Annotated in this window: 26 protein-coding genes and 1 tRNA gene; 9 read left to right on the top strand and 18 right to left on the bottom strand. The window is 64.5% G+C overall.

The window, feature by feature from the left end:
• Nucleotides 1-2: 2 nt before the first annotated feature.
• A complete protein-coding gene (locus AC25Z0_RS16245; RefSeq protein WP_488121132.1) occupies nucleotides 3-755 on the bottom strand; it encodes an ABC transporter ATP-binding protein in 753 nt (250 codons plus the stop codon).
• A 234-nt stretch (nucleotides 756-989) separates the two neighbouring features.
• Here AC25Z0_RS16245 and AC25Z0_RS16240 point away from each other — a divergent pair, with 234 nt between their 5' ends.
• A complete protein-coding gene (locus AC25Z0_RS16240; RefSeq protein WP_488121131.1) occupies nucleotides 990-1,916 on the top strand; it encodes a CPBP family glutamic-type intramembrane protease in 927 nt (308 codons plus the stop codon).
• On the opposite strand, the gene AC25Z0_RS16235 is transcribed toward AC25Z0_RS16240, so the two are convergent.
• From AC25Z0_RS16235 to AC25Z0_RS16215, 5 genes are all read right to left on the bottom strand, one after another.
• Nucleotides 1,848-2,510: a response regulator gene (locus AC25Z0_RS16235; RefSeq protein WP_488133858.1), complete on the bottom strand. Its 663-nt coding sequence runs from the start codon at nucleotides 2,508-2,510 to the stop codon at nucleotides 1,848-1,850. The genes AC25Z0_RS16240 and AC25Z0_RS16235 overlap by 69 nt on opposite strands.
• On the bottom strand, nucleotides 2,507-3,739 hold the full coding sequence (locus AC25Z0_RS16230; RefSeq protein WP_488133857.1) for a sensor histidine kinase: 1,233 nt from the start codon (nucleotides 3,737-3,739) through the stop codon (nucleotides 2,507-2,509). Before AC25Z0_RS16230 ends, AC25Z0_RS16235 begins: the two co-directional genes overlap by 4 nt.
• 174 nt (nucleotides 3,740-3,913) lie before the next feature.
• Nucleotides 3,914-4,555 (bottom strand): NADPH-dependent F420 reductase, encoded by a 642-nt coding sequence (locus tag AC25Z0_RS16225; RefSeq protein ID WP_488121128.1) that lies wholly within the window; start codon nucleotides 4,553-4,555, stop codon nucleotides 3,914-3,916.
• Nucleotides 4,556-5,128: 573 nt separating this feature from the next.
• Nucleotides 5,129-5,452 carry a hypothetical protein gene (locus tag AC25Z0_RS16220; RefSeq protein ID WP_488133856.1) on the bottom strand — a complete coding sequence of 108 codons (324 nt, stop codon included), beginning with the start codon at nucleotides 5,450-5,452 and terminating at the stop codon, nucleotides 5,129-5,131.
• Nucleotides 5,453-5,747: 295 nt separating this feature from the next.
• On the bottom strand, nucleotides 5,748-6,272 hold the full coding sequence (locus tag AC25Z0_RS16215; RefSeq protein ID WP_488121126.1) for a hypothetical protein: 525 nt from the start codon (nucleotides 6,270-6,272) through the stop codon (nucleotides 5,748-5,750).
• Nucleotides 6,273-6,452: 180 nt separating this feature from the next.
• On the opposite strand from AC25Z0_RS16215, the gene AC25Z0_RS16210 reads away from it, so the two are divergent.
• The gene (locus tag AC25Z0_RS16210; protein WP_488121125.1) at nucleotides 6,453-6,647 is read left to right on the top strand and encodes a hypothetical protein; all 195 of its coding nucleotides are present in this window, start codon (nucleotides 6,453-6,455) and stop codon (nucleotides 6,645-6,647) included.
• Nucleotides 6,648-6,701: 54 nt separating this feature from the next.
• Here AC25Z0_RS16210 and AC25Z0_RS16205 read toward each other — a convergent pair whose 3' ends face one another.
• Together AC25Z0_RS16205 and dcd are read right to left on the bottom strand one after the other, a co-directional pair.
• Complete coding sequence (locus tag AC25Z0_RS16205) at nucleotides 6,702-8,549, bottom strand: BCCT family transporter (RefSeq protein WP_488133855.1); 1,848 nt, start codon at nucleotides 8,547-8,549, stop codon at nucleotides 6,702-6,704.
• Nucleotides 8,550-8,652: 103 nt separating this feature from the next.
• Nucleotides 8,653-9,267, bottom strand: coding sequence for a dCTP deaminase (gene dcd / locus AC25Z0_RS16200; RefSeq protein ID WP_488133854.1), 615 nt, complete (start codon nucleotides 9,265-9,267; stop codon nucleotides 8,653-8,655).
• Between the two features lie 69 nt (nucleotides 9,268-9,336).
• Here dcd and AC25Z0_RS16195 point away from each other — a divergent pair.
• Nucleotides 9,337-9,407: transfer RNA gene (locus tag AC25Z0_RS16195), tRNA-Gly, on the top strand.
• A 397-nt stretch (nucleotides 9,408-9,804) separates the two neighbouring features.
• Here the strand turns inward: AC25Z0_RS16195 and AC25Z0_RS16190 are convergent.
• The gene (locus tag AC25Z0_RS16190) at nucleotides 9,805-10,407 is read right to left on the bottom strand and encodes a TetR/AcrR family transcriptional regulator (protein ID WP_488121122.1); all 603 of its coding nucleotides are present in this window, start codon (nucleotides 10,405-10,407) and stop codon (nucleotides 9,805-9,807) included.
• A gap of 74 nt (nucleotides 10,408-10,481) precedes the next feature.
• On the opposite strand from AC25Z0_RS16190, the gene AC25Z0_RS16185 reads away from it, so the two are divergent.
• Nucleotides 10,482-11,282, top strand: a complete 801-nt coding sequence (locus tag AC25Z0_RS16185) for an SDR family NAD(P)-dependent oxidoreductase (RefSeq protein ID WP_488121121.1) — start codon at nucleotides 10,482-10,484, stop codon at nucleotides 11,280-11,282.
• A 182-nt stretch (nucleotides 11,283-11,464) separates the two neighbouring features.
• A complete protein-coding gene (locus AC25Z0_RS16180) occupies nucleotides 11,465-11,749 on the top strand; it encodes a transcriptional regulator (RefSeq protein WP_488121120.1) in 285 nt (94 codons plus the stop codon).
• A gap of 625 nt (nucleotides 11,750-12,374) precedes the next feature.
• On the opposite strand, the gene AC25Z0_RS16175 is transcribed toward AC25Z0_RS16180, so the two are convergent.
• Nucleotides 12,375-13,097 (bottom strand): NADPH-dependent F420 reductase, encoded by a 723-nt coding sequence (locus tag AC25Z0_RS16175; RefSeq protein WP_488121119.1) that lies wholly within the window; start codon nucleotides 13,095-13,097, stop codon nucleotides 12,375-12,377.
• Between AC25Z0_RS16175 and AC25Z0_RS16170 the strand changes: the two genes are divergently transcribed.
• Nucleotides 13,078-13,329, top strand: coding sequence for an SbtR family transcriptional regulator (locus AC25Z0_RS16170; protein ID WP_488121118.1), 252 nt, complete (start codon nucleotides 13,078-13,080; stop codon nucleotides 13,327-13,329). The genes AC25Z0_RS16175 and AC25Z0_RS16170 overlap by 20 nt on opposite strands.
• A gap of 294 nt (nucleotides 13,330-13,623) precedes the next feature.
• Nucleotides 13,624-13,989 (top strand): META domain-containing protein, encoded by a 366-nt coding sequence (locus AC25Z0_RS16165; RefSeq protein WP_488121117.1) that lies wholly within the window; start codon nucleotides 13,624-13,626, stop codon nucleotides 13,987-13,989.
• Between the two features lie 193 nt (nucleotides 13,990-14,182).
• On the opposite strand, the gene AC25Z0_RS16160 is transcribed toward AC25Z0_RS16165, so the two are convergent.
• A complete protein-coding gene (locus AC25Z0_RS16160; protein WP_488121116.1) occupies nucleotides 14,183-14,848 on the bottom strand; it encodes a TetR/AcrR family transcriptional regulator in 666 nt (221 codons plus the stop codon).
• Nucleotides 14,849-14,947: 99 nt separating this feature from the next.
• Here AC25Z0_RS16160 and AC25Z0_RS16155 point away from each other — a divergent pair, with 99 nt between their 5' ends.
• Together AC25Z0_RS16155 and AC25Z0_RS16150 are read left to right on the top strand one after the other, a co-directional pair.
• Entirely contained in the window at nucleotides 14,948-15,859 is a 912-nt protein-coding gene (locus AC25Z0_RS16155; RefSeq protein ID WP_488121115.1) for an SDR family NAD(P)-dependent oxidoreductase, read from the top strand.
• A gap of 110 nt (nucleotides 15,860-15,969) precedes the next feature.
• Entirely contained in the window at nucleotides 15,970-16,596 is a 627-nt protein-coding gene (locus tag AC25Z0_RS16150) for an N-acyl homoserine lactonase family protein (RefSeq protein ID WP_488121114.1), read from the top strand.
• A 56-nt stretch (nucleotides 16,597-16,652) separates the two neighbouring features.
• Here AC25Z0_RS16150 and AC25Z0_RS16145 read toward each other — a convergent pair whose 3' ends face one another.
• The 7 genes from AC25Z0_RS16145 to AC25Z0_RS16115 all read right to left on the bottom strand — a co-directional run bounded on the left by AC25Z0_RS16145 (nucleotide 16,653) and on the right by AC25Z0_RS16115 (nucleotide 26,639).
• The gene (locus tag AC25Z0_RS16145) at nucleotides 16,653-18,053 is read right to left on the bottom strand and encodes an FAD-dependent oxidoreductase (protein ID WP_488133853.1); all 1,401 of its coding nucleotides are present in this window, start codon (nucleotides 18,051-18,053) and stop codon (nucleotides 16,653-16,655) included.
• Between the two features lie 86 nt (nucleotides 18,054-18,139).
• On the bottom strand, nucleotides 18,140-18,490 hold the full coding sequence (locus AC25Z0_RS16140; protein ID WP_488121112.1) for a metalloregulator ArsR/SmtB family transcription factor: 351 nt from the start codon (nucleotides 18,488-18,490) through the stop codon (nucleotides 18,140-18,142).
• Nucleotides 18,491-18,580: 90 nt separating this feature from the next.
• Nucleotides 18,581-20,806: a glycoside hydrolase family 3 C-terminal domain-containing protein gene (locus AC25Z0_RS16135; RefSeq protein ID WP_488133852.1), complete on the bottom strand. Its 2,226-nt coding sequence runs from the start codon at nucleotides 20,804-20,806 to the stop codon at nucleotides 18,581-18,583.
• Nucleotides 20,803-23,454, bottom strand: a complete 2,652-nt coding sequence (locus AC25Z0_RS16130) for a family 78 glycoside hydrolase catalytic domain (RefSeq protein WP_488121110.1) — start codon at nucleotides 23,452-23,454, stop codon at nucleotides 20,803-20,805. The genes AC25Z0_RS16135 and AC25Z0_RS16130 overlap by 4 nt, the downstream gene beginning before the upstream one ends.
• A gap of 2 nt (nucleotides 23,455-23,456) precedes the next feature.
• A complete protein-coding gene (locus AC25Z0_RS16125) occupies nucleotides 23,457-24,341 on the bottom strand; it encodes a carbohydrate ABC transporter permease (RefSeq protein WP_488133851.1) in 885 nt (294 codons plus the stop codon).
• A 5-nt stretch (nucleotides 24,342-24,346) separates the two neighbouring features.
• Nucleotides 24,347-25,231, bottom strand: a complete 885-nt coding sequence (locus AC25Z0_RS16120) for a carbohydrate ABC transporter permease (protein ID WP_488121108.1) — start codon at nucleotides 25,229-25,231, stop codon at nucleotides 24,347-24,349.
• A gap of 88 nt (nucleotides 25,232-25,319) precedes the next feature.
• Nucleotides 25,320-26,639, bottom strand: coding sequence for an ABC transporter substrate-binding protein (locus tag AC25Z0_RS16115; protein ID WP_488133850.1), 1,320 nt, complete (start codon nucleotides 26,637-26,639; stop codon nucleotides 25,320-25,322).
• Nucleotides 26,640-26,668: the final 29 nt, after the last annotated feature.

Below are 26,668 nucleotides of genomic sequence, written 5' to 3'. Positions count from 1 at the left end.
TGTTACCGGCCCAACTCGATCAGGCGGGCCGCGATCTGGGCGCTGGTGGGGGCAATGATCTCGCCGGCCAGGCGTCCGTCGGCCAGGAAGCGCACGTCATCCGATGCCGCCGCGACGACAGGGTCGTGCGTGACGACCACCAGGGTCTGCGCGAAGCGCTTGGCAGTGCTGCGCAGTACCTCGAGCACCTGCTCGCCGGTTCGGCGGTCGAGCGCACCGGTCGGCTCGTCCGCGAAGACGACCGTGGGCCGGGTGATCAGGGCGCGTGCGATGGCGACGCGCTGGGCCTGGCCCCCCGAGAGCTCGCTCGGCAGCCGGTCGCTCATGCCGGTGAGTCCGACCGAATCGAGTAGCGACTGCTGCCACTGCTCGTCGGGGCGGCGACCGTCGAGCAGCATCGGCAGCTGGATGTTCTCGCCGACGGTCAGGTGCCCGATGAGGTTGTACGACTGAAACACGAAGCCGATGTGGCGGCGGCGAAAGCGCGTGACGGTATCCGATGACAACTCGGTGATGTCGGTGTCGCCGATCAGCACGTGGCCACTCGTGGGCGTGTCCAGGCCGGCCGCGATGTTGAGGAAGGTCGACTTGCCCGAACCCGACGGGCCCATGATCGATGTGAATGACCCGGCTGCGATCGATAAGGAGACGCCCTGCAGCGCCGTGATCTGCTCCGGCCCGTTGGGGTAGGTCTTGGTGAGGTGAATGAGGCGCACGGCGGTATCGACCGTGGTGGCGTTGATCGTCGAGGTCATGGCTGGCCTTTCTATCGAGGGTGCCGATGAGCACCTTCAATCGAGAGTAGGAACACCGGCCTGGCTCTTCTACGTGCCTTCGGATGAACTGCGGCGCTTACAACTTTGGATGCAGTTTGCACCCTTCGATGGTTCTCCGGAGGTGCATCCTTTCAACTCTCGAGGGATAGGTCGGTGCCTTCTACCGTCGAAATGTGGCCGTTTCGCGCCACGGCAACGATGAGAGGACAGGTCATGAAGGTAGTCACACAACAGAGGGGGCTCAGGGGTGTCATCAAGCGGCATCCCCTCGTGAGCTTCTTCGTGCTCGCAAACGCGCTCAGCTGGAGCGCCTGGATGCCCTTCATCCTCTCGAATAACGGGCTGGGCGTCTGGGACTACACCTTCGAGCTCGGCCAGTTGACCGGGATGCTGCCTGGCGCCTACCTGGGGCCCATCACCTCGGCCCTGATCGTCACAGCGGTCACGGGGGGTGTGGCCGGGCTTCGCCAGTGGGGGGCACGCCTGTGGCGCTGGCGGGTTCGCTGGCACTGGTATGCCATCGCCCTGCTCGGCGTGCCGGCCGCGCTGATTCTCACCGGTCTGGTGGTGTCGGGCGGTCAGGTCATGCCGCCGTCCCTGACGGTGCTCGCTGCCTACGTTCCGATGCTCATCGTGCAGATGCTCACCACCGGCCTCGCCGAGGAACCGGGATGGCGCGACTTCGCCCTGCCCCGCCTGCAGGACAGATTCGGCCCGATGCGCTCTGCTTTCATCTTGGGCCCGATGTGGGCGCTGTGGCACATGCCGCTGTTCCTCACCGAATGGGGCGGCTACCCGGATGCCGACTGGACACGGCCCGTGAGCTTCGCCGTCTTCTGCATCGGCTTCAACGTCGTCATGGCCTGGATATTCAACAGAACAGGTCAGAGCCTCCCGCTCGCCATGTTGGCGCACGTGGGCGTGAACACCTTCATGTCGGTCGTCTGGAGCGAGATGTTCCCGACCGTCAGCGAGAGCGTCACCTCCAACGCGCTGGCGGTCAGCGCGGTGATCGCCGCCATCATCGTGATCGTGGCAACGCGGGGACGGCTCGGCTATCTCAAGGAGCCGTCAGGGAAGATCGACGAAGCGGTTCTGGTACGCCCAGACGACCGCCTGAAGGCGGGAGCGGACGCCTAACTTGGGCAGCATGCGGGCGAGGTGCGACTTCACTGTCGACAGCTCGACCACCAGGGCCTGCGCGATCTCCTCGTTGGACAGGCCCTGGGCGAGCAGCACCAGAACCTCCTGCTCTCGGCCGGTGAGCATGTCGCTAGTCAGCGATGTGGTCACCGGCCGCAGGCTGCGCCGCTGCACGAATTCCCGCATGATGCGGCGGGTGAGGGTCTGGTCGATGGTGCCGATGCCGGCGGCCACCTGGCGAATCGCGTTCGTGATCGTGTCCGGATCGGCATCTTTCAGCAGAAACCCAGAAACCCCCGCCTCGAGAGCTCCGAAGACGTAGTCGTCGAGGTCGAACGTGGTGAGAATCAACACGGGAATCGGGAACTCGGCATCGGGCCCGCATAACTCACGTGCAGCGGCGATACCGTCCAGGCCGGGCATCCGGATGTCGAGGCACGCCACATCAGGACGCAGCTGCCTCGCCATCGCCAACGCCTCGATGCCATCGGCTGCCTGGCCCACCACCTCCAGGTCGGCTTCCATGTTAACGAGTGCCGACAGGCCGCCTCTCACGAGGGGCTGATCATCGGCGATGAGGACGCGGATCATGCTTCTTCTCGTTTTACGGTCAGACGAACATCCCAGCCGGATTCATCGGTGGGGCCGTGCTGTAGCTCGGCGCCGATGAGGTCGGCGCGCTCCTGCATGCCGACGAGGCCGAACCCGCCACCTGGCCCCAGGTCGAGTGCGTGGGATCTGTCGTTGGCGATCAGCGCCACGAGCGCGTCAGGCGCGCGGTCGTCGATCCGCACCACGCAGTGCGCGCCCGGCGCGTGCGCGACCACGTTGGCGAGAGCCTCCTGAACGGTGCGGTACACGACCAGCTGCGCGAGCGGGCCGATACCGGTCCCGAGGGTCTTCTTGCCGGTGAGCACCTCGTACTCGAGTGGCAGCCCGGACTTCTTGCGCAGCGCGATCAGATCGCCCACCGAAGCCAGCGTCTCGACAGCGCGGCTGCTGTCGGCATCCTCGCGCAGCAGGCCGATCACCCGTCTGAGGTCGTCCAACACCATCGTGCTCTGGGCGCGTACCTGCTGCGCCGAGGTCTTCGCGGCCTCCGGGTCGGTATCGACCTGGCGGTAGATTGCGGATGAGAGCAGCGCGATACCCGACATGTGGTGCGCGGCGATGTCGTGCAGCTCGCGCGACATGGCCATGCGCTCCCTCGAGACCGCAGCCTGGATGAGGGCGTCGCGCTCGCGCTTCAGCGCGAGCGTCTCGTTGCCGCGGCTGACTCGGGCGTCTCGACGGGCGGCGAAGTACAGCGCGATCACGAGTGGCCCGACGACGACGACGAGGGCCTGCAGCGCAGCCATCCCCACGGTTGCGACGTCCAAGGGCGCTCCCGCACGCACATCGTTGACGACCTGCGAGAAGGCTACGAGCACGATGGTGACCGGCAACACCGCGGAAAGGTGCCGCAGCGTTTCGCGCAGCACGGCGAGGAAGACAGCGAACGTGATGCCGAGAGCGGTGAGGTTGAAGGTGGAGGCCGGCGCGGCGAACGCGAGAACCAGCGGCGCGGTGGCCACGGCCACGAGCACGAGCCGCGGCGACCGTTTCGCCCACAGCAAGGCGGTCGCCTGAACCGCGAAGACGGCGACGAGCACCCACCACCCGAAGGCCGCGGGTGAAAGCGGCATGACACCCACTTCGGGCTCAGCCGCCTGCAGCAGCGGCAGGAGCAGCAAGCCACTAAACGCTATCCCTGCAAATACCAGGGCCGGCGCGACTTCGCCGAGGCTGAGGCGCTGAGGATGCTGCGGTGTGGTCTGCACTCCACCGATTATCGCAGCATCGGCGCCGTCTGAGCGTGCGATCGTGCGCCAGACGACGTCCCGAGACCCTTGGGCCGGGGCGCCGAGCTCATCTCCTCCGGCCTCGAAAAATAGACCCAGCACAAAAACGGCGCGCAACCGAGGATGTCCTCGGTTCCGCGCCGCAGGTCTGGATCAGATCGTGCGCGGTGCCTTTGCTAGGTTGGCCTCAAGCTCAGCGATGTTCTGTCGCGTGCCATAGGCTGGGCGGTCGCGCTCGACGCGCCAGCTCTCGGCGAGTGGACCGATGTTCACGGTGTCGAAACCGAATTCGTCATAAAGCTTCGTGACGAAGTCAGAGGCATCCGCAAAGTCGGACGATGTAGCGAGCGCACGCCGTGCCGGGTCACCGGTCGGGAATGAGTCAGCAGTGATGTCGGCGGCCGTGATGTGGTTGAAGCCCTTCGCTACGCGCGAAGTCGGCAGGTGCTCCTGCAGCATGCCGGTAACGGTTGCCTCACCGTTGTCGAGGGCCTCGATGTGGCCGTCGCGTTCGAAGTAGTAGTTGTTGGTGTCGATGACGATCTTTCCGGCGAGCGGCTGGACAGGCACGTCCGCATAGACCTTGAGCGGCACGGTCACGACCGCGACGTCGGCCGCCTGTGCCGCCTGTGCTGCGGTTCCGGCGGTCGCCCTCGGGCCGAGTTCGGCGACGAGGGCCGCGAGTGTCTCGGGGCCACGGGAATTGCTGATCACGACGTCGTAGCCGCTCTCGATCGCCTTGCGGGCGACCTGGCTGCCAATGTTTCCTGCACCGATGATTCCGATAGTTGTCATGCTCGTGGCAACGGGCCCGGCGTCGAAAATGTTCCCGATGCCAGGAGGCCGGCGTGGTGGAGGCCTTCAGGATCCTGACTCGTCCCCGCCGGAAGCGCCGCTTCAGGCCCTGTACCCCAATCTCGATAGGGTCTCTAGATCAATATTCAAAATGGGCACGGTGAGTAGAAGCCGAGTGAACCGATCTCTGATCGGGTTGGCGCTTGTCGCGGCCGCCATTACGGCGCTGATCGTAGCGAGCACTCTATGATCACCTGCCCCGGCAGCGCTGTGCCCTCCACGTTTGAATTCTCAACCTGGCTGATAGATGAAGCACGGCTCAGCAGACCGCGTGGTCCAAGCACATGCGCCCTGCTCACGCCTAAATAGGCCAACTGTGTTCCCGGCCAGGGGACAGCGAGGTCGTTGATGCCGTCTTAGAACACCTTCACTTGAACCGTTTGCTGCGCTTAAATTTCGGCCTGGTATCGAGACTTTCACTCTCAGGCACCGCCAAACTGATCGTGAAGCATTCAGCTGAGCCAGGCGGCACGCGCATCGGAAATGTCCTAACCGTGCAGGCTCCGTAGCTGGTCAGTTTTTCTGGTACTTCTCGCGTATCGCGGCCTCGACAACGCTGCGGATCGTTCCGCGGTCCTCCGCGGCTGACGCTGCGTCGATGAGGTCGAGAACATCCGGAGCCAGCCGGGTGCTGAACGGCACCGTGACCTCGCGGCGTGGGCGGCCGCGCCGCGGTGCGGCGCCGGCCGTAGCCGTGGGGGCCTGAGATGCCACAGGGGCTGGCTGCGGGGTCGGTGCGTTCTGGCGATAGTCCACCGGGTCTACGCGTTCGTCAGGGGCCGCCTGCGGCTTGCGGCGGCGGCTGAGGTCTGGTCGGTCCTGCTGCTGGTCGCTCATCGAATCACCTGTTTCACGATCTGTGTGTACGCGTCCAAGACAGGCGCGCCTTTCCTGTAGTTGCCGTACCACTCCCCCGTAAGCCGAACCTCTTGAATAATCGCCCGTTCGGGAACTAGGGATGCGGGCGCACACAGCGTGGTGCTCCTCCCCGTGACCATAGATCCGCTGGCGGAGCTGGACTCATTGGCGCGGGTGCTCTGACGGGTTTCGAGACGCGACCTCGTTCCTCGGGCGCTCCTCAACCACCGGAGCCCGTCGGTTGAGGAGGCCGCCAGGCCGTCTCGAAACCAAATCAGCTGATGCGCACGGCCTCGTTGTGCTCGATGAGCGCGAAGGTGACGCCGTCGTCCTCCGATACCCAGCCGTCCCAGCGGTAGGAGTCGGGGGTGATCGAGGTGAAGTTCCAGCGGATGGCCTTGCCGTCTGTGCGGGTGCCGTCCTGTCGGATGCCGTGCCGGTATGGCGTGGCGATGAGGTGTGAGTACTCGCCCGACAGCGGCGAGAAGTAGCTCACGCGCCACACTCCGGCGTGGGCGTCGTAGACGCGCACAGCGGTGGCAACGGTTTCGAACCCAGACGGATGCGTCGTGCTCGCGACAACCTCGACGTCTTGAACGGCGCGCCCGTCGAGAATGAAGTCAACGATCCAGGTGAACTCGCGCTCAGACCACTCCCCCGTTTCCTCGTTCAAGCGAGACCCCTTGGCCGCCCAGCTACCCACGAGTTGCCCGAATCGCTGCATGCGACCGGGGTAGTCGGGGGTGGGGCCAGACGCGATGAGTGCGTCGGCCAGGGGGGACAGCGGGGCGGGGGTCATGAGCTGATTTTACCGGGGCTGTGTTGCATCCGTATTAAGTAGCTCTCCACGTGAGGTATTGAGGTCGCGTGGCACAGCTTCTACCGTGGACTGTACGGAAGCAAACGGGCTGCACTGGAGCCGCTCAGATCATCAGCCGAACAAGCCAGCGTTCGGCGGCGAGGTTCTGGAGGGCACGCCATGCTCACCGCAAAGGTAGACACACTGTGCGACAACTGCGGGCTGCGCACGACGCATCCGACGCAGTCCAATGCGTTCAGGTCCATGAAGGCACACGAGGACGAAACGGCACACGACTCGCAGCTGTTCAGCACCCCGTACAGCAGCGGATGGGTCCGCTACCGCGGCCCGCGCTACCTGGCAGATGTGAAGTGATCAGCGCGTGACGTGAGCAGCGCGTGACGTGAACAGCGCCCGCTGAGCCAGGGTTCACGCGGGTGGCCCCGGTTCTCCGCGATCCGGCAGATCCTCGACATCCGCTTTCGACAGCGGGTCGTGCTCGACGATCTCTTCGACGTCGTCGGTGGAGACGCCGTCGGGCTCGGCATTCTCGGCGAGCAGGGTGCGCTCGTTCGCGTGCCGAGGCACATCGCTCGCCTTCGGTGGCACCGGCGGCACTCCGCTCGGTGGCGGGGCAGGGCGCCGGAACCGGCGCATCCACTTGGGCGCGGATCCGAGGATTCCGTGCTCTGCGTGCTCCTCGACTTCGAGCCCGTAGTAGGTGCCGATGTGGTCGACGAACTGTGCGCGGCGCGCCCGCTCGTATGCCCGGCGTTCGCGACTAAACGCGACAATCGTCGACCAGCAGATCATCAGCATGATGATGCTGAACGGCAGCGCAATGATGATGGCCACGGTTTGCAGGGCCAGCAGCCCGCCGGAGAGCAGCAGCGAAATGGCCAGCACCGCCGTGATCACGGTGAAGAAGGTGCGGGTGAACTTGCTCGGGTTGAGCTTTCCGCCGGTGGCCAGCATGCCCATCACGAGGGCGCCGGAGTCGGCGGAGGTCACGAAGAAGATGCCGATGAGCACGATCGCGCCCACGATGAGCACCGGAGCCCCCGGAACGTTCGCCAGCATCTGGAAGAGGGCGGTCTCGACGTTCACGTTGCCGTCGGCGTCGAGCAGCGAGCCGGGGTCGGCCACCTCCATGGCCAGGGCCGATCCGCCGAGCACGGCGAACCAGAGAATGCCGAGGAGCGTCGGCACAAGAATGACACCGGCCACGAACTCGCGCACTGTGCGGCCTTTGGACACGCGGGCGATGAAGATGCCGACGAACGGCGCCCAGGAAATCCACCATCCCCAGTAGAAGGAGGTCCACGACGCTTGCCAGGCCTCCCCCTCTGCGCCCGTGAAAGCGTTGGTGTTGAATGCCAGCCCAATGAAGTTCTGCACGTAGTTACCGATCGACTGCACGAATTCGCGCAGCAAGAACGTGGTTGGCCCGGCGACGAGCAGGTACAGCAGCAGCGCGGCCGCCAGAATGAGGTTGAAGTTCGAGAGCCATTTCATGCCTTTGTTGACGCCTGAGAGCACCGAGAAGAGCACGAAGATGGAGATGACAATGATGATGATGATCTCCGAGGTTTGACTCGGGGCGAGAATCCCGGCCGCGTCGAGGCCTGCGCTGATCTGCAGCACGCCAAGCCCGAGTGACGTCGCGACGCCGAACAGCGTGCCGACCAGCGCAATCACGTCGATGGCGTTACCCCAGCCGCCCTTCACATGCTTGCCGAGTAGTGGCTCGAGGGCCCAGCGGATGGAGATGGGCCGCTTGCGCCGGTGAATCGCGTACGCCAGTCCAAGACCGACAACCACGTAGATCGACCAGGCGTGCACGCCCCAGTGCAGATAGGTCTGGCTCAGTGCCTGTTGTGCGAGCTGTGCGGAGGTTCCGGTGACCCCTGGGCGCGGACTGACGTAGTGGCTGAGCGGTTCGCTGACGCCGTAGAACACCAGCCCGATGCCCATACCGGCCGCGAAGAGCAGGGAGAACCAGGTCAGCACCGAGAACTCCGGTTTATCGTCGTCGTGGCCCAGCTTGATGTCGCCGAACCTGCTGAATCCGCCGAACAGGCTGAACCCCACGAAGAATGCGGTGATCAGCACGTAATACCAGTTGAACGTATCGACGATGCCACTTTGAATTGCACCGAATATGGTTTCGGCAACCCCGGGCGCGATGAGGGCGAAGGCTGCAACCAGGGTCACGATTACAGCCGCCGGCCAGAACACCCAGCGTTCGACCGTCGAGCTTTTCGTCTTCTCGGCCATGCATTCAGCGTAGGCACGGTGCCCGAATCAGGACACCCTTAGGGCCGGATCGTGGCTCGTTGGCGAGCCGAATTGCGGTTCTGGCGACAGCCAGATTCAAGCACTAGGAGGCGCTGGGCTCCGTGACGAGGTCGCGTGACTCTGAGACATCCGTTCGGTGGAAATTCAGGTGGGATCGCGAGGCGGTCGGGCCGCGTTGGCCCTGGTAGCGGGAGCTGTAGTCCTGCGAACCGTAGGGCTTTTCGGCCGGCGACGAGAGGCGGAAGAAGCACATCTGGCCGATTTTCATGCCAGGCCAGAGCTTGATCGGCAGGGTGGCGACGTTGCTCAATTCGAGCGTGACGTGACCGGTGAAGCCGGGGTCGATGAAGCCGGCGGTGGAGTGGGTCAGCAGGCCGAGGCGACCGAGTGAGCTCTTGCCTTCGAGGCGGGCGGCGATGTCGTCTGGCAGGCTCACCTGTTCGTAGGTGGAGCCGAGCACGAATTCGCCGGGGTGCAGGATGAACGGTTCATCGGCCTTGGCCTCAATGAGGCGAGTGAGCTCCGGCTGGTCTTCAGCCGGGTCGATGAACGGATACTTGTGGTTGTCGAACAGGCGGAAGAACCGGTCGAGTCGCACGTCGATACTCGACGGCTGGATCATGCCTGGTTCGTAGGGCTCCAAACCAATTCGTCCAGCACCGAGTTCTGACTTAATATCACCATCCGAGAGAAGCACTGTGCCAGCCTACCGGCGGTGAGTTGATATGCTGGCACGGATCCGGTTCACAGCAGGTGAACGGTGCACGCGGATGTAGTTCAATGGTAGAACTTCAGCTTCCCAAGCTGATAGCGCGGGTTCGATTCCCGTCATCCGCTCCCTTTGTCACAGGCCCGTTGAAACTGTGAGTTCACACGCAAGTTGGGCCTTCTCGCTGAGCGGATGAGACCTCCGCTTGCAGCATGAGCCTGAGGTCGCTGACAGCGCTACGAGGTTATGCGACGTAGTTATGAGACTCGCTGCGCCACGAGATCCCGGTGATTTTGCAAAAGTGCTGGTCGTGAGGGTGAGATGTCTCATTTCCCTAGGGCGGTTTCAAACGGCGGAAACTCGCGGCGCGGCGAGTGTGACTGTTGCCGTTCGATGGCGGCGTTATGTTGCCGCTAGATGGCGAGAGCGAAGGAACGAAGGAGCGAAAATCGACGCATTGCGTGCTGGCAGTCGTGCGTCAGCAGGCAGTTTGGCGCAGCCTCGTAGGCATGAGCTCGCCGGAGGTCACGAGAGGTGAAGCTGTCCCATGAGGGTGTCGAGCAGATGCACCGGATCCGCTCGCCCGTCGGTCGCGAGCCAGGCGCGGGTCGCAGAATCGACGCAGGCGAGCCCCGCTGCTAGCAGCGCACGCGCGCGATCAGCATCTGCAACTTCCGGCGAGGGAGAAAGTTGCGGGAGTCGTGCGGCGACTTCGGAAAGCAGTAGATCCTCCCAATCTTGTCGCTTTTGCGCGCTCCGGGCCTGGATCGATGGGCTCGTCATGATCAGTCGCGTGAGATCGAACGAGTCCGCCGGCGCGAACACGGACTGCTCGACGAGCTGCCGAAACGCGATTCTGAGCGACTCCCACACGCTTTCGTCCGTCGGCCGGGATACGAGGGCGTCGCGAACGGGGCCGCCGGCGTCACGCAGGCGCGATAGGACGACGTCCTCCTTCGTCTCGAAGTACCGGAAGAACGACCGCGGGGAGATCCCGGACTCGTTCGCGATCTCAGCAGTCGTAACCGCGTCGAATCCCCTCTCCAAAAACAGCCGCATCGCCGTCGACGCGACTTCGTCACGCATCCGCTCTCTCGTGCGCTCCCGCAGTGAACCCTCAGCACCCATGACCCCAGAATAGCATTCGCCGCCTAAGTGGCATACACTGCCACATGAGCATTCGCTGACAGATTGGATCCACAATGAAGCCCATCAGGCATGCCGCAGAGACCGTGCTGGTCACAGGCGCAAGTAGCGGGATCGGAGCAGCCTTCGCCCGCCGGCTCGCGGCGAAGGGCTCGAACCTGGTCCTGGTCGCCCGACGCCAGGATCGCCTCGACGCCCTCGCCGACGAAATTCGAGTGCGGCACAAGGTGGCGGTCAGCACGATCGTGCTCGACCTCGCCGCGGAAGCACCGGGCGAGAGCCTCCTTCGAGAGGTCGCCCTGCGCGGTCTGGTCGTCACCAGTGTGGTTAACAACGCAGGTGTGGGGCTCTGGTCGAAGTTCGCCGACTCGGATCCGGCACAGCTACGTCACAACGTTGCTGTGAACTCCGCCGCAGTCATGGACATCAGCCGCGCGTTCCTGCCCGGCATGCTCGCGAACGGTTCCGGGTACCTCTTGAACGTGACCAGTCTCGCCGCATATTCGTCGATACCCATGCAGGGTGTCTACTCGGCCACGAAGGCGTTCGTGCTGAGCTTCACCGAGGCCCTCTGGGCCGAGACCCGCGGCACGGGTATCCGCGTTCTGGCCTTGGCGCCGGGGATCACGACGTCCGAGTTCTTTGACGGCCTCACCGACGACCCCGCCGCCCAAGCCGGCCGCGCGCAGACCCCTGAACAGGTTGTCGACATTGGGTTCCGCGTCCTCGAACGTCGAGACCCGCCGCCTAGCTGGGTGTCCGGTCACATGAACCACGCCATCGCCCTCTCAACCCGCTACCTCACCAGACGGCGCGCAGTCCTCACCACGGGAGCAATCACTATGCGCAGCGCCTGACGGCAGCCCGCTCATAACCAGCACTCAAGCCCACCCGGGCCCCGTCGATGACTGGAGGCCTGACCGTCTTCAGGAATGGGCGTGGTCGACTACGCGATGATCATTGCGGGTGGATTCGTGCTCCTCGCCACGCTCATTCTTGTGCCCATGGCGGATCGAAAGCTCCGGGACGAGACCGCCTGATGCCCTCGCCGCAATTTGACGATCTGCTTCTCAGCCCAAAGCGGTTTCGGATCTGTGCGATTCTTCTGGCGGCCGATGAGGTTGCGTTCTCTCTGGTGCGCGAGGATCTCAAAGTGACTGATTCAGCACTCAGCAAGAACCTGCGGATTCTGCAGGAGCACGGCTACCTCGTGATCTCGAACACGACCAAGAACTCCAAGGCCGTCACGTGGCTTTCGCTCACGGCAGTTGGAAGAAATAGAATGTTGGAGCACGTTAGAGCCCTCTTGAGCTATCTTGGATGACGGTCGCCAGTGCCTTTCCTCCGCCAACGGATTCCGCTTTCGGGCAGCGCTGACATTCAAGCCCGCGCGGGTCACCCGCCACATTCCGATTCATATGTGGAGTGTCTCGAAACCTAAGTGTGTCGAATCACATGGGATACGAGACGCTGACTACTCGCTCTGAGCCAGGGCCAGCAATCGGGTTGGTGCTCAAAAATAGCGATCACTGAACGCCGCCGTAAAGCGCGGAAAGTCTCAGGTCGAAGACCTGCCGATTGCACCTAGCGTCCCCGCAACGGTCACCCGCACCAGGCGCAGGGATCCGGGCCCAGGCGCTGCGCGCCGTGCTCCACGTCGTCGCTCGGGCTGGGTTCTCCTGCGTCTCACCGGGCCGGCAGCACCCCTACGCCTCCGACCAAGCCGGGGTGCTACCTCGTGCCTGCCGGTGAGGCCCGAAGAACACGGGCACTCACCGGCCGACCGACGCGACCACGAGACGGCTCGTGTCTTCGAGCTTCGGTCGAGGGACATCGACGTGGCGGTCCGGGACCAGGTGAGCGGGATCGGGCTCGAATCCGCTCACCACGCGAGGCAGCGGTGCCCGCTCAACGTGCGAGTCTCCTCCACCGTGGATGGTCTGACTGTCTCAGGACTCCAATGAGGCCAGATAGCCGCCGGCGACGCCGCGCACGGCGGAGTCGGTGAGTTTCCTGATCTGGTCGGCGGGAACCGCGATGCCTGGGTTGTCGAGGGCCCAGCGGGGTGTGGCGTCCTTGGGGGGCTTGCCGGCGAAGTACGGCTGGACGTAGACCGGTCTGTTGGGTTCGCTGCGCCAGCTGTCCGCGAGGGTGCCGATGTACACGGCGTCGTAGCCCAGGGTGTCCAGCAGCGCGGTCACCCGCGTCTTGGCGACGGCGTCGTCGCCGGCGATGGGCAAGCCGCTGCGGTCGGGATCGCCTGCGGGCCGCCCCCGGCTGCCGAGGCTGATGTAGGCGATGCTGTTGAACGCCTTGACCAGGAGGGAGCCGGCCAGGTGCTGCTGCACCAGCTGGCTCGAGGTCAGCTCGTTCGAGTCGAGCACCGGGATCCTGCCGTCGCGTTGCGGGTAGTAGTTCGTCGCGTCTATCACGATCTTGCCCGCCAACGCCTCCGCCGGAAGCGACTCATAACCGTTGAGCGGGATGGCGACCACCACGATGCCCCCCTCCCGCGCGGCGTCCGCGGGGGTGCCGGCACGGGCGTGCTCACCGAGTTCTGCGACGAGTCCGGCGAGCGTGTCGGGGCCGCGGGAGTTGCTCAGCACGACGTCCAGTCCTGCAGCAACGGCCAGGCGGGCCACCGTCGTGCCGATGATGCCGGCCCCGATCAATCCGAGTGTTTTGGTAGGCTCGCTCGTCAATCGCGCTCGTGACGCCGGCGCGATCCGCACCGACATCACCGGCACGGACGTGTTCCTGCTGATCTGCGCGCCCGTGCACACGACGGAGTTCCTTGCAGATCCTCCACCGGATGTCTGGCGACGTTACCTCGGCATCATCTTCGACGGGATGCGCCCGGAGGGGGCGACTCCGCTGCCACGGCCGGCACCCAGCTGGCCCTGACCTCCGTCACCCGAGTCCTCGCGTTCACCATTGATGAGCTGCCGTCGCTCTCGTCGAGGTGAGCGGCACCGCCGAAACCCAGCAGTTCGTCGCAGCCGCCGGAGGAACCTCCGCTTCCTTCACCGTGGACGGCACGGTCGCTGCCTGCGCGAGTGACTGCGATCGTAGGGCTTCGAGCCAGACGTCTGCGTTGGGCGCAGCAGACAGCCGACTCTTGACGAGGCGTCATCCCGTATGAAATCGACGACGCGAGGTCTCTTCCGTTCGACATGCGTCCGCCGCTAGGATCTGGCCATGACCGTCAAGACCGCTCGAATCGCCCTCGCCGTCACGGCCGCCTTGGCCATGATGACTCTCACTGGATGCGCTGCGTCCGGTTCAACATTCACTGGAACCTGGGGCGAGGATGCTGCCGGGGAGCCGTCGCTGACGATCGAAGCCGACGGGACGTTTTCCGGCACAGACGGATGCAACCCACTCACAGGCGAAGGCACCGTCTCTGGCGACACCTTCACGTTCGGCCCGTTCGCATCCACCCTGCAAGCCTGCGAAGGGGTTACCCCCTGGCTCAACCTTGCTTCCACCGCCGAGGTCGACGGCGACACCCTCACTGTCTACCGCACCGATGGTGAGGAAATCGGCAGCCTCGACAAGCGCTAGCTCTTCCATCGCCCTTCTGACCCGACGATTGCTTCGTCAGTGGCCGCGTTGAGCGGCGCGGTGACCTGCTCACTCCCTGGCTGCAGCAGCTTCCCTGAGCGGATGTCGATGACGGCGCCGCACGATCCGCCCTCGTTTTTCGTCGCCAGCAGCGGCAGGGTTCCGTCGCTGGTCGGCGCCCGGCCGATAAGGTTCAGCCGCGCGGCAGCACACCAACGAGCGCCGAGGTGAAGGAGAACCGCAAAGCGTCACGCAGCTCGAGGTTGAGCGCGCCGAGGGCGGGCTCGTCCGCATAGGCGGCGAGGAGGCTGGGCGGCGGCGGGACGTAGGCCGACAGGGCGCCAGCCGAGACGAGGCTCATCAGGCAGAACAGTTGCGCGCCGTCGCCGACCTCCGGCACATGGCGGCGCACGAGCTCGGTCATGACCGCGAGCTTGGCGAGGGAAGCCCGTTTGTGCCGTTTGACGACCTCAACCGAGACATTGTGCTCCAGAACGCCGCCCTGCGCGCCGAGAAGGTCGCAGAGCACCACTCGGCTCGCCAGCGACTGGCTGAGGATCTCAGCCAGCTGACGCGCCCGCACTTCCGGTGCCGCGTGTGGCTCGATGCCCGCGGCCAGCTCGTCCGCCAGCTCGGCGAGCCAGCTTCCCAGGAAGTCGTCCAGCAGTTCGAGCAGCACAGCCTCGCGCGACTCGAAGTACCGCAGCACGTTCGACTTGGCCAGGCCCACCCGCCGACTGAGTTCGTTGAGGCTCACCGCGGCCACGGGCATCTCGTCGAGCATGGCCGCTGCTGTGTCCAGGATCGCCCTGCGGCGGATCTCCCGCTGCTCCTCGCTTCGTGCGCGTTGGAATGTCACACCATGAGCCTAGCTTAAAGACCGCCGGTCCTTTGACATTAGACCGCTGGTCCCTTATGGTGAGGTCATAACAGACCGACAGTATTTTAGGAGAGCATCATGAGCAACGACTGGACAGAGCAACACATCCCCGATCAGCACGGCAGGGTGGCGATCGTGACCGGTGCCAACTCCGGGCTGGGCTTCGAGACCGCCCGCATGCTCGCCGAGCGCGGGGCGGCGGTGGTCCTGGCCGTTCGCGATGTCGAGAAGGGGAAGCAGGCAGCCGATCGCATTATCGGCGACGTCACCGTCCAGGCCCTCGATCTGAGCTCGCTCGACTCGATCCGATCCGCGGCGGCCGACCTCCGCGCCGCCCACCCGCGCATTGACCTTCTGGTCAACAACGCCGGCGTGATGTACACCCCGAAGCGAACAACGACCGACGGCTTCGAGCTGCAGTTCGGCACCAACCACCTCGGCCACTTCGCCCTCACCGGCCTGCTGCTCGACCGGCTCCTGCCCGTCCCCGGCTCCCGCGTCGTCACGGTCAGCAGTAACGGCCACCGCATCCGGGCCGCCATCCACTTCGACGACCTGCAGTGGGAGCGCTCGTACAGCCGCGCCGGCGCGTATGGCCAGGCCAAACTGGCCAACCTGATGTTCACGTACGAACTGCAGCGCCGGCTCGCGTCGCACGGCACGACAGTCGCGGTGGCCGCCCATCCCGGCGTGGCCAACACCGCCCTCACCCGCGATACACCCGCCGCGATCCGGGTGCCCCTCACCTGGTTCGCGCCGCTGCTCAGCCAGAAGCCCGAAATGGGCGCCTTGCCAACGGTGCGCGCCGCCACCGATCCGGAGGTCGTCGGCGGCCAGTACTACGGTCCAGCCCATGGGGGTCAGAACCGCGGATATCCGAAGGTGGTCACTTCCAGCGCCGACTCCCACGACCAGGAAATCCAGCAGCGCCTGTGGACTGTCTCCGAGGAGCTCACCGGCGTGACATTTCCCGTGGGGGCTAAGCGGTGACTCCTTAGTGGGCGGGCCAGCCGGACGATGCGGACGACTTCCGCGTTGCCGGCGAGTTCATCGGCGATGCCTCGCCTAGACATAAGCTGCAGTCAACATTGGAGGTCACAATGAACACCCCGGCCGCGATCACCATCACGCCAGTCCACGTTGCCGACCTGCTCGCTGAGGGCGAGCGGATGCCGGTGTACGTGCACGTTATCGACCATCCCGATGGGCGCGTACTGGTCGACACCGGCATGACGGCCCTGCACCCGGCGGTGGCCGACCTCGATCCCCTTCTGCATCCGCTAAGCGAGCAGCACGACTTCGACCTCGACGGCATCGATATCGTCGTCAACACCCACCTGCACTTCGACCACTGCGGCGGCAACCACCTCTTCGCCGGTAAACCGATCTATGTGCAGCGCAGGGAGCTCGACGACGCGCGCAGCGAGGACGACTACACGATTCGCGAGTGGGTCGATGCGCCCGGCGTGCAGTACGTGCCGGTCGATGGAGAGCGTGAGCTGCTTCCGGGGCTCCGGCTCATCCCTGCCCCTGGCCACACCCCAGGCACGCAGGTAGTCGTCGTCGAGACTGCGGGGCGCCCAATCGTCATCGGCGGTGACGTGGCGGTGTGGTTCGGCGAGCTCGACGAGCCGCACACCGAAGGCCAGCTGCTCGTGCGCGCTCTCGACCCCGAACTGGTTTGGCTCGCCCACGAGCCCGAGCCGTGGCGACCCCGATCCGCCTAGGCCATCACGCCGACACGGCTAGGCGCGGCTGCTTCGTCGCTCGATGAGGATCGCGTCTAGCCGCAGCAGCTTCCCTGAGCGGATGTCGATGACGGCGTTCCGCAGGATGCGCCCTCGTTCGTCGCCAGCAGCGGCAGAGTTCCATCGTCAGTCGGCAGGGCGGTCGAGCACACACCGGTTTCGGGGAGAACGAGCTGCACGATGCGGGCCGCCTCCGTGTTGCCGGCAAGCTCATCGGCGATGGAGCGCACCTGCTCGTATCCGGTCAGCAGCAGGAAGGTCGGCGCACGGCCGTAGCTCTTCATGCCCGCAATGAAGAAGTTCGGTTCGGGGTGCGCCAGCTCGTCGACGCCGTGTGGGTAAACGGTGCCGCAGCTGTGCAGGTTCGGGTCGATGAGGGAGGCCAGTCGCGTCGGCGCCTCCACGATGTCGTCGAGGCTCAGCCGCACCTCGCGCAGCATGTCGAGGTCGGGACGGAAGCCGGTGGCGTTGACCACGACATCCGCTTCAATCGACGTTGCCTCGCGACGCCTGCGCCCGACAACCGTCACGCGCCCGTCGCCGGTCGGCTGAACGTCGTCGATTTCGAACCGGTCGACGAGGGTGACCGTGCCGGCGCGAACCAGGTCGTGCACCGCTGTGCCCAGCTGGCCACGGGCGGCCAGCTCGTCGTTCTCCGAACCGTAGACGCGGACGGGGCTCACCGAGCGCACCACCCAGGTGATGGTCGTTTCCGGTACTTCGCCGGCGAGTTGGGCCAGCTTGAGGAGCGTGTTCGCCGCTGAGTGGCCTGCCCCGACAACGACCGCGTGCTTGCCGGCGAACTGTGCGCGGTCGGCGCCCAACACGTCGGGCAGGGCGTGCGTGATATGTGCGGCGACGTCCGCCGCGGCCGCAGGCTGCAACCCGCTGGACAGCACACCGTTCGGGGTCGAATACGTTCCAGACGCGTCGATGACAGCGCGGGCCAGCTGCTCGGTCGTGCCCTCTGCGGTCTGCACGCGGAGCAGGAAGGGAGCGGATGCCCGGTTGTTCGAGCGGGTGCGGTCCATGCCCTGGCGAGAGACGGCCGTCACTGTGCTGTTGTAGCGGATGCGCGCGGCGAGTTCAGGTGTCTCCGCGAGCGGAAGCAGGTAGTTGGCGACCAGGTCGCGGCCGAACGGGAGTCGCTTCGCGGACGGGGCCTCCCAACCGGCCTTGTCGAGTAGCCTCGCAGCGGCCTCGTCGACGAGCACTTCCCACGGGGAGAACAAGCGCGTGTGGCCCCAGGACTGCACCGCAGCACCAGCCGACGCACCCGACTCGAAGACGACGACGTCAAGGCCACGCTCGATGAGCTGAGCTGCGGCAGCCAGACCAATGGGCCCAGCGCCGATGACGGCGACGGGGAGCCCGGTGAGGCGGTCGAAGGACGAGGGCGTCGGCGTTGTAGTGAGTGGAAGCTCGGTGATGGTCATGCGGGTGCTCCTCGAAACTGGTTTGTACGGATGCTGGTTAAAGCGGATGCCGGCGAAGCGGATGCCGGTCGGCGGGCGGCAAGCGCCTAGATCGTGATGAGCAGGCGACTGATGGAGTCGAGTGCCCCAGGCACGAGACGGTAGTACGCCCAGAGCCCTCGTTTGGAGCGGGTCAGGAAGCCGGCATCCACCAGGATTTTGAGGTGGTGCGACACCGTCGGCTGCGACAACCCGAGCGGCTCCGTGAGGTCGCAGACGCACGCCTCGCCATCTTCGTGCGCAGCGACCATCGAGACAAGGCGGAGCCTGGCCGGGTCAGCCAACGCCTTCAGCGACCCGGCCAGTGCGTCAGCGTTCTCAGCGCTCAGTGCCTCGCGAGTCAGCGGTTCGCAGCAGGCGGTCACGTCAGTCACGGGCAGCAAGTCGGTCAACGTCATACGACCATCCTGCCTCACTATATTGACAAACGTCAATGTAGTGAGCAGGAAATCCGATAGGCGGTGCCCCACCCGCGGGTTAAGAAGCGATCAAGAAGCGTTGTCGCGAAGGCCTACAAGTACTTCGTGGAGGATCCCGATGGTGAGAGCGTTGCCCGCATCGACGGACAAACGGTGGACCGGCATCCCGCCGATCATGGTCAGCGCCATCGGATTGGTCAGCAGCCCGACTGTCTGGCCTGACGGTTCAACCTCGAGAAGGCGGCGCGTCAGGTCGGGCCCTGCTTCCGGGTGGGACATCCATTCCGCGAGCGTTGCGTCGATGCTGAGGGCCGGCAGCCTTGTCACATTCGACTCAATGTCCACCGCAACCACGCAGCGGATGTCGCGTGACGAACAACCGATGGCGACCGTCCACTCCCCGGCGTCGAAGGCCCAGTCTCGAATCGACTCGTCGTACCGGGCGAACGCACGTCTGGGAATACGGATCGTGACGGTTGCGGACTCGCCGGGTCGCAGGTGCACCTTCCTGAATCCCCCGAGGGTGTGCGCCGGGCGCTTCACCTCTGTGGAGGGAGGTCGAAGGTACACCTGCACCGTCTCGGCCCCCTCAACGTCACCGCTGTTGGAGACGAGTGCTGATGCGAGGAGCGTGTCGCCATCCCAGCTCACTGACGGTTCAGCCACGACGAAGGTGGTGTAGCTGAGTCCATGTCCGAAGGCAAAGCCGACGGGCGCCGCGACTGAGTCGAAGTACCGGTATCCGACGAAGACGCCCTCCCCGTAGTAGCTCTTTCCGCCTTCTCCGGGGAAGGAGACGGCGGAAGGGTGGGACGCGAGTGACACAGGAATGGTCTCCGCGAGCTTTCCAGACGGGCTGCACACCCCGAAGAGCACGTCAGCGAGCGCTTGAGGTCCGGCCTGGCCCGGCAGCCCGACGGTGAGGATGGCATGTGCCAGCTCTGACCACTCCGTTGAGAGCACTCCCCCGCTGTTCAAGACCACGACGAGATTGGCTGCAACGTCGGCAACTGCGTTGAGAATCGAGACCTGGGCGTCGGGCAACTGGATGCCGGTGCGGTCGTATCCCTCTGACTCGGCGTCGGCGGGCAAGCCCAAGACGAGAATCGTCGTCTCGGCGGAGCGAGCGGCCTCGACGGCTTCGGTCGTCAGATCATCGTCGGTAGTTCCCGCGTCGAGATCGTATGCACGGGCGTACCGCACTGACGGGTTGACTGCGTGGACCGCGGACAGCAACGAACTCGTCGTCCGCGCATTCACGGCGGAGCTACCCCCGCCCTGGATGCGGAGGCGGTCTGCGAGCTCTCCGACCAGGGCGATCGATTCGCCGGCGGCAACGGGGAGCGCGCGGTCGTCGTTCTTGAGGAGGACGATTGACTCCCGGGCTGCGTCCAACGCGAGCGAATCGTGTTGGAGCTGATCGACCACGCTATCGGTGGTTCCAGTGTGTGCGCGACGAGCCAGCGCCACCAGACGGTCGGCTGATGCTCGCACTGCGTCCTGCGAGAGCACGCCGCGTCGAACCGCCTCCTCTATCTGACGATCGGAGGCGCCGGAGGTCGACGGCATCTCCAGGTCGAGGCCAGCGGCGAGGGACTTCACTCGATCATCGACTGCCCCCCAGTCGGACACGACGACGCCGTCGAACCCCCAGCTGTCCCGAAGCGTTTCGGTCAGGAGCCACGGGTTCTCTGCGGCGTAGACGCCGTTGATGCGGTTGTACGACGCCATCACCATCCACGGCTTTGTGTCCGTGACCACCTGCTCGAACCCCGCGAGGTAGATCTCGTGCAGCGCGCGATCGGAGACCTCTGCGCTGACGCGCATTCGATCGGTCTCCTGGTTGTTCACGGCGAAGTGCTTGATGCAGGCTCCGACGCCCGCAGACTGCACACCACGCACGAAGGCGCTTGCAGCAGCGCCGGTCACGAGCGGGTCTTCGGAGTAATACTCGAAGTTCCGACCCCCAAGCGGCGAGCGCTTGATGTTCATCCCTGGCCCAAGGAGGACCTGCGCTCCAGCCGCGCGCGCCTCGAGGCCGATTGCGCGACCGACGTGTTCGATCAGTTCGTTGTTCCACGTCGATGCGAGATTCGTCGCCGTCGGAAAGCACGTGGCCGGCACCTTCCCCGACCAGTCCGCCAGATTCATGGCGACGCCGTGAGGCCCGTCGGTCATGACGACAGAACGGATGCCGTGATCCGGCAGCGCCTTCGTCGAAGCGAAATCGGCTCCAGACAGGAGCGATGTCATCACGTCGAGTGGGAGCGCCTGCGTGGCCGTCTCGGCATTCATGACGCAATCCCCAACTCGATCATCTGCCTGCGCTCGTCTGGATTGTGGATGTTCCATCGCCGCGGCGCCGAGGGGTCGTCCTCGGCACTGCGCATTGAGGCGGTGAACGTGTGGTGACCCGCCTGCACGACTCGGACGTCGGCGCCGGGGAGCACGACGTCAGCTGTCACGCCGGGCGGGAGGGTGACGTGAACGGTGAGTAGCCCGTCTTCGCGTGTCCATCGCGTGGAGATCAGGCCGTATGCGCTCAGGTGCTCTGCAGAAGCATGGGTCAACTTCCCGCCAGGCTGTGGGGCAATTCGAACCCGGCGATATCCGGGTTCGACGGGTTCAAGCCCACCGATTCGGCGGTGCATGAAGTCGGCAACGGCCCCGAGGGCGTAGTGGTTGAACGACGTCATCTCACCTGGATTCAACGTTCCGTCTGGTCGCATGCTGTCCCAGCGTTCCCAGACCGTTGTTGCCCCCATTGTCACGGCGTACAACCAGGACGGCGCCTTCGTCTGGAGGAGGAGATGGTACGCGTCATCCATGTGCCCGGTCTGGGCGAGAGCATCGCACACGATCGGCGTGCCCACGAAGCCGGTCTGGATGAGGTATCCGCCGTTCTGCACCAACTCAGCCAACCGCCGTCCGGCCGACTCGCGCTGTTCGTCGTTCGCCAGCAGATCAAACGCGATGGCGATGGCGAGACTGGTCACGGTGTCGCTCACGACTCGACCCAGTGGGGCGACGTAGACCTGTTGAAAGGCCAGCTTCGCGCGTGCCGCGATGTCCGCATACCGCTGCTGACCAACCGTGTCTCCCAGAACCCCGGCAGCCTCGGCGACGATCGCCGCGGAGCGGGCGTAGTGCGCAGTCGCTACCAGGTAAGCATCGGTCGCGGAATCTCCGGGGCGATCCGGCGGGGCAGCAGGGTCCAGCCAGTCTCCCAGCTGGAATCCGGTGCCCCACAGGCCGGACGGATCGGCGAGCCCGGTCACCTGATCCACCCACGCGCTCATGCTCGCGAACTGATCGCTCAGCAGGTCACGATCACCGGTGCGCTGGTAAAGAACCCAGGGCACGATGACGGCAGCATCGCCCCACGCCGCGGAGGGGTCTTTCGGGAAGCCGCAGTCGATCCACGGGTGGAAGTTGAGGACCGACCCGTGTTCTTTCTGTTCGGCAGCCAAGTCCCTGAGCCAGTTGGTCAGCAATCCGATGCTGTCGTAGAGATAGGCCGCGGTTGGCGCGAAGACTTGGATGTCGCCGCTCCAGCCGAGCCGTTCGTCACGCTGCGGACAGTCCGTCGGCAGGTCAACGAAGTTGTCGCGCATGCTCCACACGACGTTTTCGTGGAAGCGATCGAGCATCGCGTTCGAGCTGGAGAACCAGCCGGTGCGCTGCATGTCGGAGTGGACGACCGATGCGTAGATCGCATCCGTGCCCTGGTCCTCCGGCCAACCAACGATCTCGGCGTAACGGAAACCATGCAGCGTGAACCGCGGCGTCCATCGTTCACCCGCTTCCCCGGCGGAGGTGTAGCTGTCCACCGACGTAGCTGTGCGAAGCGGGCGGACGGCGAGCTCATCGTGCTCCAGCACTTCGGCATGGTGCAGTTCGATCCGGTGCCCGGCTGGCGCCGTGACGTCGAAGCCGATCTTGCCGGAGATGTTCTGTCCGAAATCCAGTCGAAGCCTGCCGTTGGGACGACGTTCAATCGAGATCGGGGCCAGGATCTCAGTCACCCGCACGGGTGGGCCGGTTGGTGCTTCCAAACGGTGGGGGAACTCATCGCGCTTCAGTGTGGTCGTACCGTTCCATTCGCCCGCGACAGACCCTCCCGTCGACCAGCCTGCGATGGCGAGGCGCTGGTCGTGCTGCTCCCCTTCGTAGAGGCCCGTCGCCGTGATGGGACTCTCGGTCCACGACCACGAGAGAGGAACTACTCGGGTTCCGTCGTCGTCAGAGATCTCAAGCTGCAGGAGCAACGCGACGTCGGTTCCGTAGTTGTCCCAGAGACCGCCGTTGAATCCCAGACGGCCTCGGTACCAGCCGTCGGCGAGCCACACGCCCAGTGCGTTGGGCCCGGCCTGGATCATGTCGGTGACATCTATGGTGCGGTACCGAAGCCGATGCGAGTAGCTTGACCAGCCCGGAGAGAGGATGTCGGTGGCCGGGTGGCCGTTGACCTCCAGGTCGAAGACTCCGTGCGCTGTCGCATAAACGCGCGCGGCCGTGATCGCTCCCTTCACCTCGAACTCGGAGCGAAGGAGGAACGCCGGCCGGGCCTCGTCATGCGGAGATCGAATGGCTGGGGAGACGAAGTCGACGCTCCAGTCAGACGGGGAGAGGAGTCCGGCTTCGATGCGCAGGGATGGTGTCCACTCCGTGACGCTGCCATCGTCGAGCCTCGCGCGAACGCGGACCTCAGCGATTTCTCGGGAAACCAGGGGCTCGCCCACCCACGGCACGAGGACGCTCAGGTCGCTGAGAACCCTGGTAGAGAGTGGATCCCCGGCGGAACGAACGATCTCAATGTCGAACCCGCTTTGGGAGACACCGTTCGGTGCGTCGGTGATGGTCCAGCTCAGTCGTGGCAGAGCGGTGCCGACTCCGAGTCCGTTTTCAAGGTGCTCGACCCGCAGGTCAGATGTGAATGTCATGGTCAGCCCTTCACCGATCCAGCAGTCAGGCCCTTCATAACCCGCTGGTTGAGGAAGAGGTAGATGACGAGTGTGCCGAACACATTGACGCAGATCGCCGCGAAGGTCGGTCCGTACTGGACCTGCCCGAACTGGCCGGTGAAGTTCAGCAGTCCGACCTGGATGGTGCGGAGGTCATCTCGGTTGGTGAAGGTGAGCGCGATGAGGAGGTCGTTCCAGATGAAGAAGAACTGGACGAGGGCGACGGTGAAGATGGCGTTTTTGACGAGGGGGAACCCGATGGACAGGAAGCTGCGGAAGATGCTTGCCCCGTCAAGGGTGGCCGCTTCGAAAATCTCGCGTGGCACGCCTCGGAAGTATGTCGCCATCATGAAGACAGTGAGCGGCAGACCAATCGCCGTGTACGTGATGATCAGGGGCCAGAGCGATCCCGTGAGGCCGGTCTGGAAGTAGATCGTGAAGAGCGGAAGGAGGATCATCTGTCCAGGCACCATGATGCCGGCGAGGAACAAGAGCAGCACCGTTCCACGGCCTTTCCACACCATCACTTCGAGGGCGAAGCCTGCGGCCACCCCGAACACGATGGTGAAGAACAGCGCGGGAATGGTCGCGAGGATGCTGTTGCGGATGTAGGTGCCGAGGTTGCCGGTGGTGAACGCCTCGATGTAGTTGTCGAAGTTCGTCCAGCTCTCCGGGAATGCCCAGGACGGGCTCGTGAGGAACTCGCTTTGAGACTTGAACGATCCCATGAGCAGCCAGAACAACGGGTAGACCACGATGACGAGGAGCACGGCGACGAGGAGCCAGCCGGGGATGCGCCGCACGGTGCGACCGAATGCCTCGCGGCGTCGAATCGAGGTCACAGTTGAGGAAGTGGCTCTGGACATCGTCGTCAGCCTTTCGTGAGGTCGTTGCGCGACGAGCGGAAGATGAACAACGTGACGATGAGGCAGAGCATCGTGAGGAGAAGTGCAATGGAGCTGCCGTAGCCGTACTCGCCATAGGTAAAGGACGTCTGGTACATGTACAGCGTCAGCGGCGTTGTGGTATTACCCGGCCCGCCGTTCGTTAGGGCGAGAACGGAGTCGAACACTTTCAGGGTGCCGTTGACACTGAAGATGATCGAGGAGAGCAACACAGGCAGAGAGAGCGGAATCACGATATGGCGAACGAGTCGCCATCCCGCCGCGCCGTCGAGTCGAGCGGATTCGAAGAGGTCCTCTGGGATGTCGACGAGGCCGGCGTAGAGGAGCACTGCGTAGAAGCCCATCGACCGCCAGATGTCCATGATGATGATCACCCAGAAGGCACTGCCGGCTGTCGAGAACCAGTCGACGGAGGGAATGCCGACCAGGTTGAGTGCCGAGTTGACCAGGCCGTTTTGGGGCGCGTATTCGAACAGCTTCTGGAACAACAGCGCGACTGCGACGGTGGGAAGCACTACAGGGAAGAACACCAGGGTGCGGATGAGTCCCGATGCCTTCTTCAGCCAGAAGATGTACGCAAGTGAGAGCACGTAGCCGAAGGCCACCTGTCCGATGGTCAGCACGATGGCGTACTTCACGGTGAAGAGGAGGGCGTCGCCCACCTTGGGGTCGGTGAAGAGCGCAGCAAGATTGTCGAGGCCGACGAAGGTGAACCCGGTGATGGGGTTGCCTTCGAATACCGTGTAGCCCAGCGACCAGAGGATGGGCACGAGCATGACGAGTGTGTAGACGAGGAGTGCGGGGCCCAGGAGTATGGTGACGGCCCGCCAGTCACCGAGAACGCGATTCACGACATTGGTCTTTCGTTGTTGCAGCGGAACGCGGGCGCGCTGCAGGGTGGGAGTTCCACCCCGCAGCGCTCACGCGTCATTTCTGGTGTCAGTTGCCGAGGTCGGCTTGGACCATTTCCATGAACTTCTCCGGAGCGATCGCACCGGTTACGAGCTGAGATGCGTTCGTCTGGCTGGTGGTGGCCGCCTTCGCGTTGAAGAGGGCTTCGAACCAGAGCACGCTCTGCGTGGTGTTGTCGATCTGCTCCTGCACGGTCTTCGTGAGCGGTGGCAGGTCTTCGACCGGCGTGTTGACCTTGAAGCCGGTGATGACTCCCTGGTTCTTCAGAGAGCTTGAGCCGAAGTTGTCCGCGATGCAGCCAACCCACTTCGCCACGTCATCGGTGTAGCTCGCTTGTGAGAGCGCCAACGGCACGCCAACGTTGGCAGCGAGCTGGTCGATCGATCCCTTGCCGCCCGTGACCTCGGGGAATGGCATGAAGCCGATGTTGTCTGCGCCGATCACGTTCTGGGCGGGGTCTGCGTAGTTGCCGAGGATCCAGCTGCCCATGTAGAACATGGCCGCATCCCCAGAGAGGAATTGCGTAACCGCGGTCGTGTAGTCGATCGAGCCGACGGACGGCCCGAAGTACCCCTTCTCCCCGAGCTTCGCGACCTCGTCGGCCGCCTTGACGTACTCGGGGTCGGTGAGCTTCGCGTCTCCGTCAGCCACCTTCTGGAGGGCGTCGGGTCCGAGGTCGCGGAAAATGTAGTTTCCGACGAGACGGGTCAGAGGCCATCCGTCCTTGCCGTCGGCGGAGAACGGCGTCACGCCGGCCGTGTTGAGCGTGTCTGCGGCCGCGGTCAGCTCGTCCCAGGTTGCCGGAACATCGATGCCGTTGTCAGCGAAGATCTTCTTGTTGTACCAGATGCCTTCGACGTTGAATTCAGTCGGGAGGACGTATTGGTCGCCGTCGTACAGCGCGTCGATGGTCGACTTCGCGGCAGGGATGATGTCGTCGCTCTTGCCGAGCTCCTCGAGTGCCGCTTCGATGTCGACGAGCTTGCCACCCTTGTTGAGGTCTTTCGCGACCTGGGGCGTGTTTCCGCTGGCCATCAGGACGGGCAGAGCGTTCTGGCCGGCGAGTAGCTGCAGCTGCTGGTCGTAGCTTGCCTGCGGCTGGGTCGTCACCTTCAGAGGAAGGGCGTCGTTCTCTGCGGAGCACTCATCGGTACTGAGGGCGGTCAGGGTGTCCTTGATGGATGTGTTCTCCGCGAAGGACAGGTAGGTGAAGTCCTCTGGTGCGGTAGTGGATCCGCCACCGCTACCACCGGCGCTGCAGCCGGTGATGAGAAGTGCGCTCGCTCCGACAATGGTCACAAGCGGCACCAAGCGACGCACACCACGCTGTGTGAAGGGTGAAGGCAATGTTTTCTCCTTTGAATGTAGGCCTCGTT

The sequence above is a fragment of the Leifsonia sp. Y862 genome (assembly GCF_057669585.1).
Note: the sequence above shows the minus strand (reverse complement) of the source record. Positions and strands in the feature narration are given on the sequence as shown.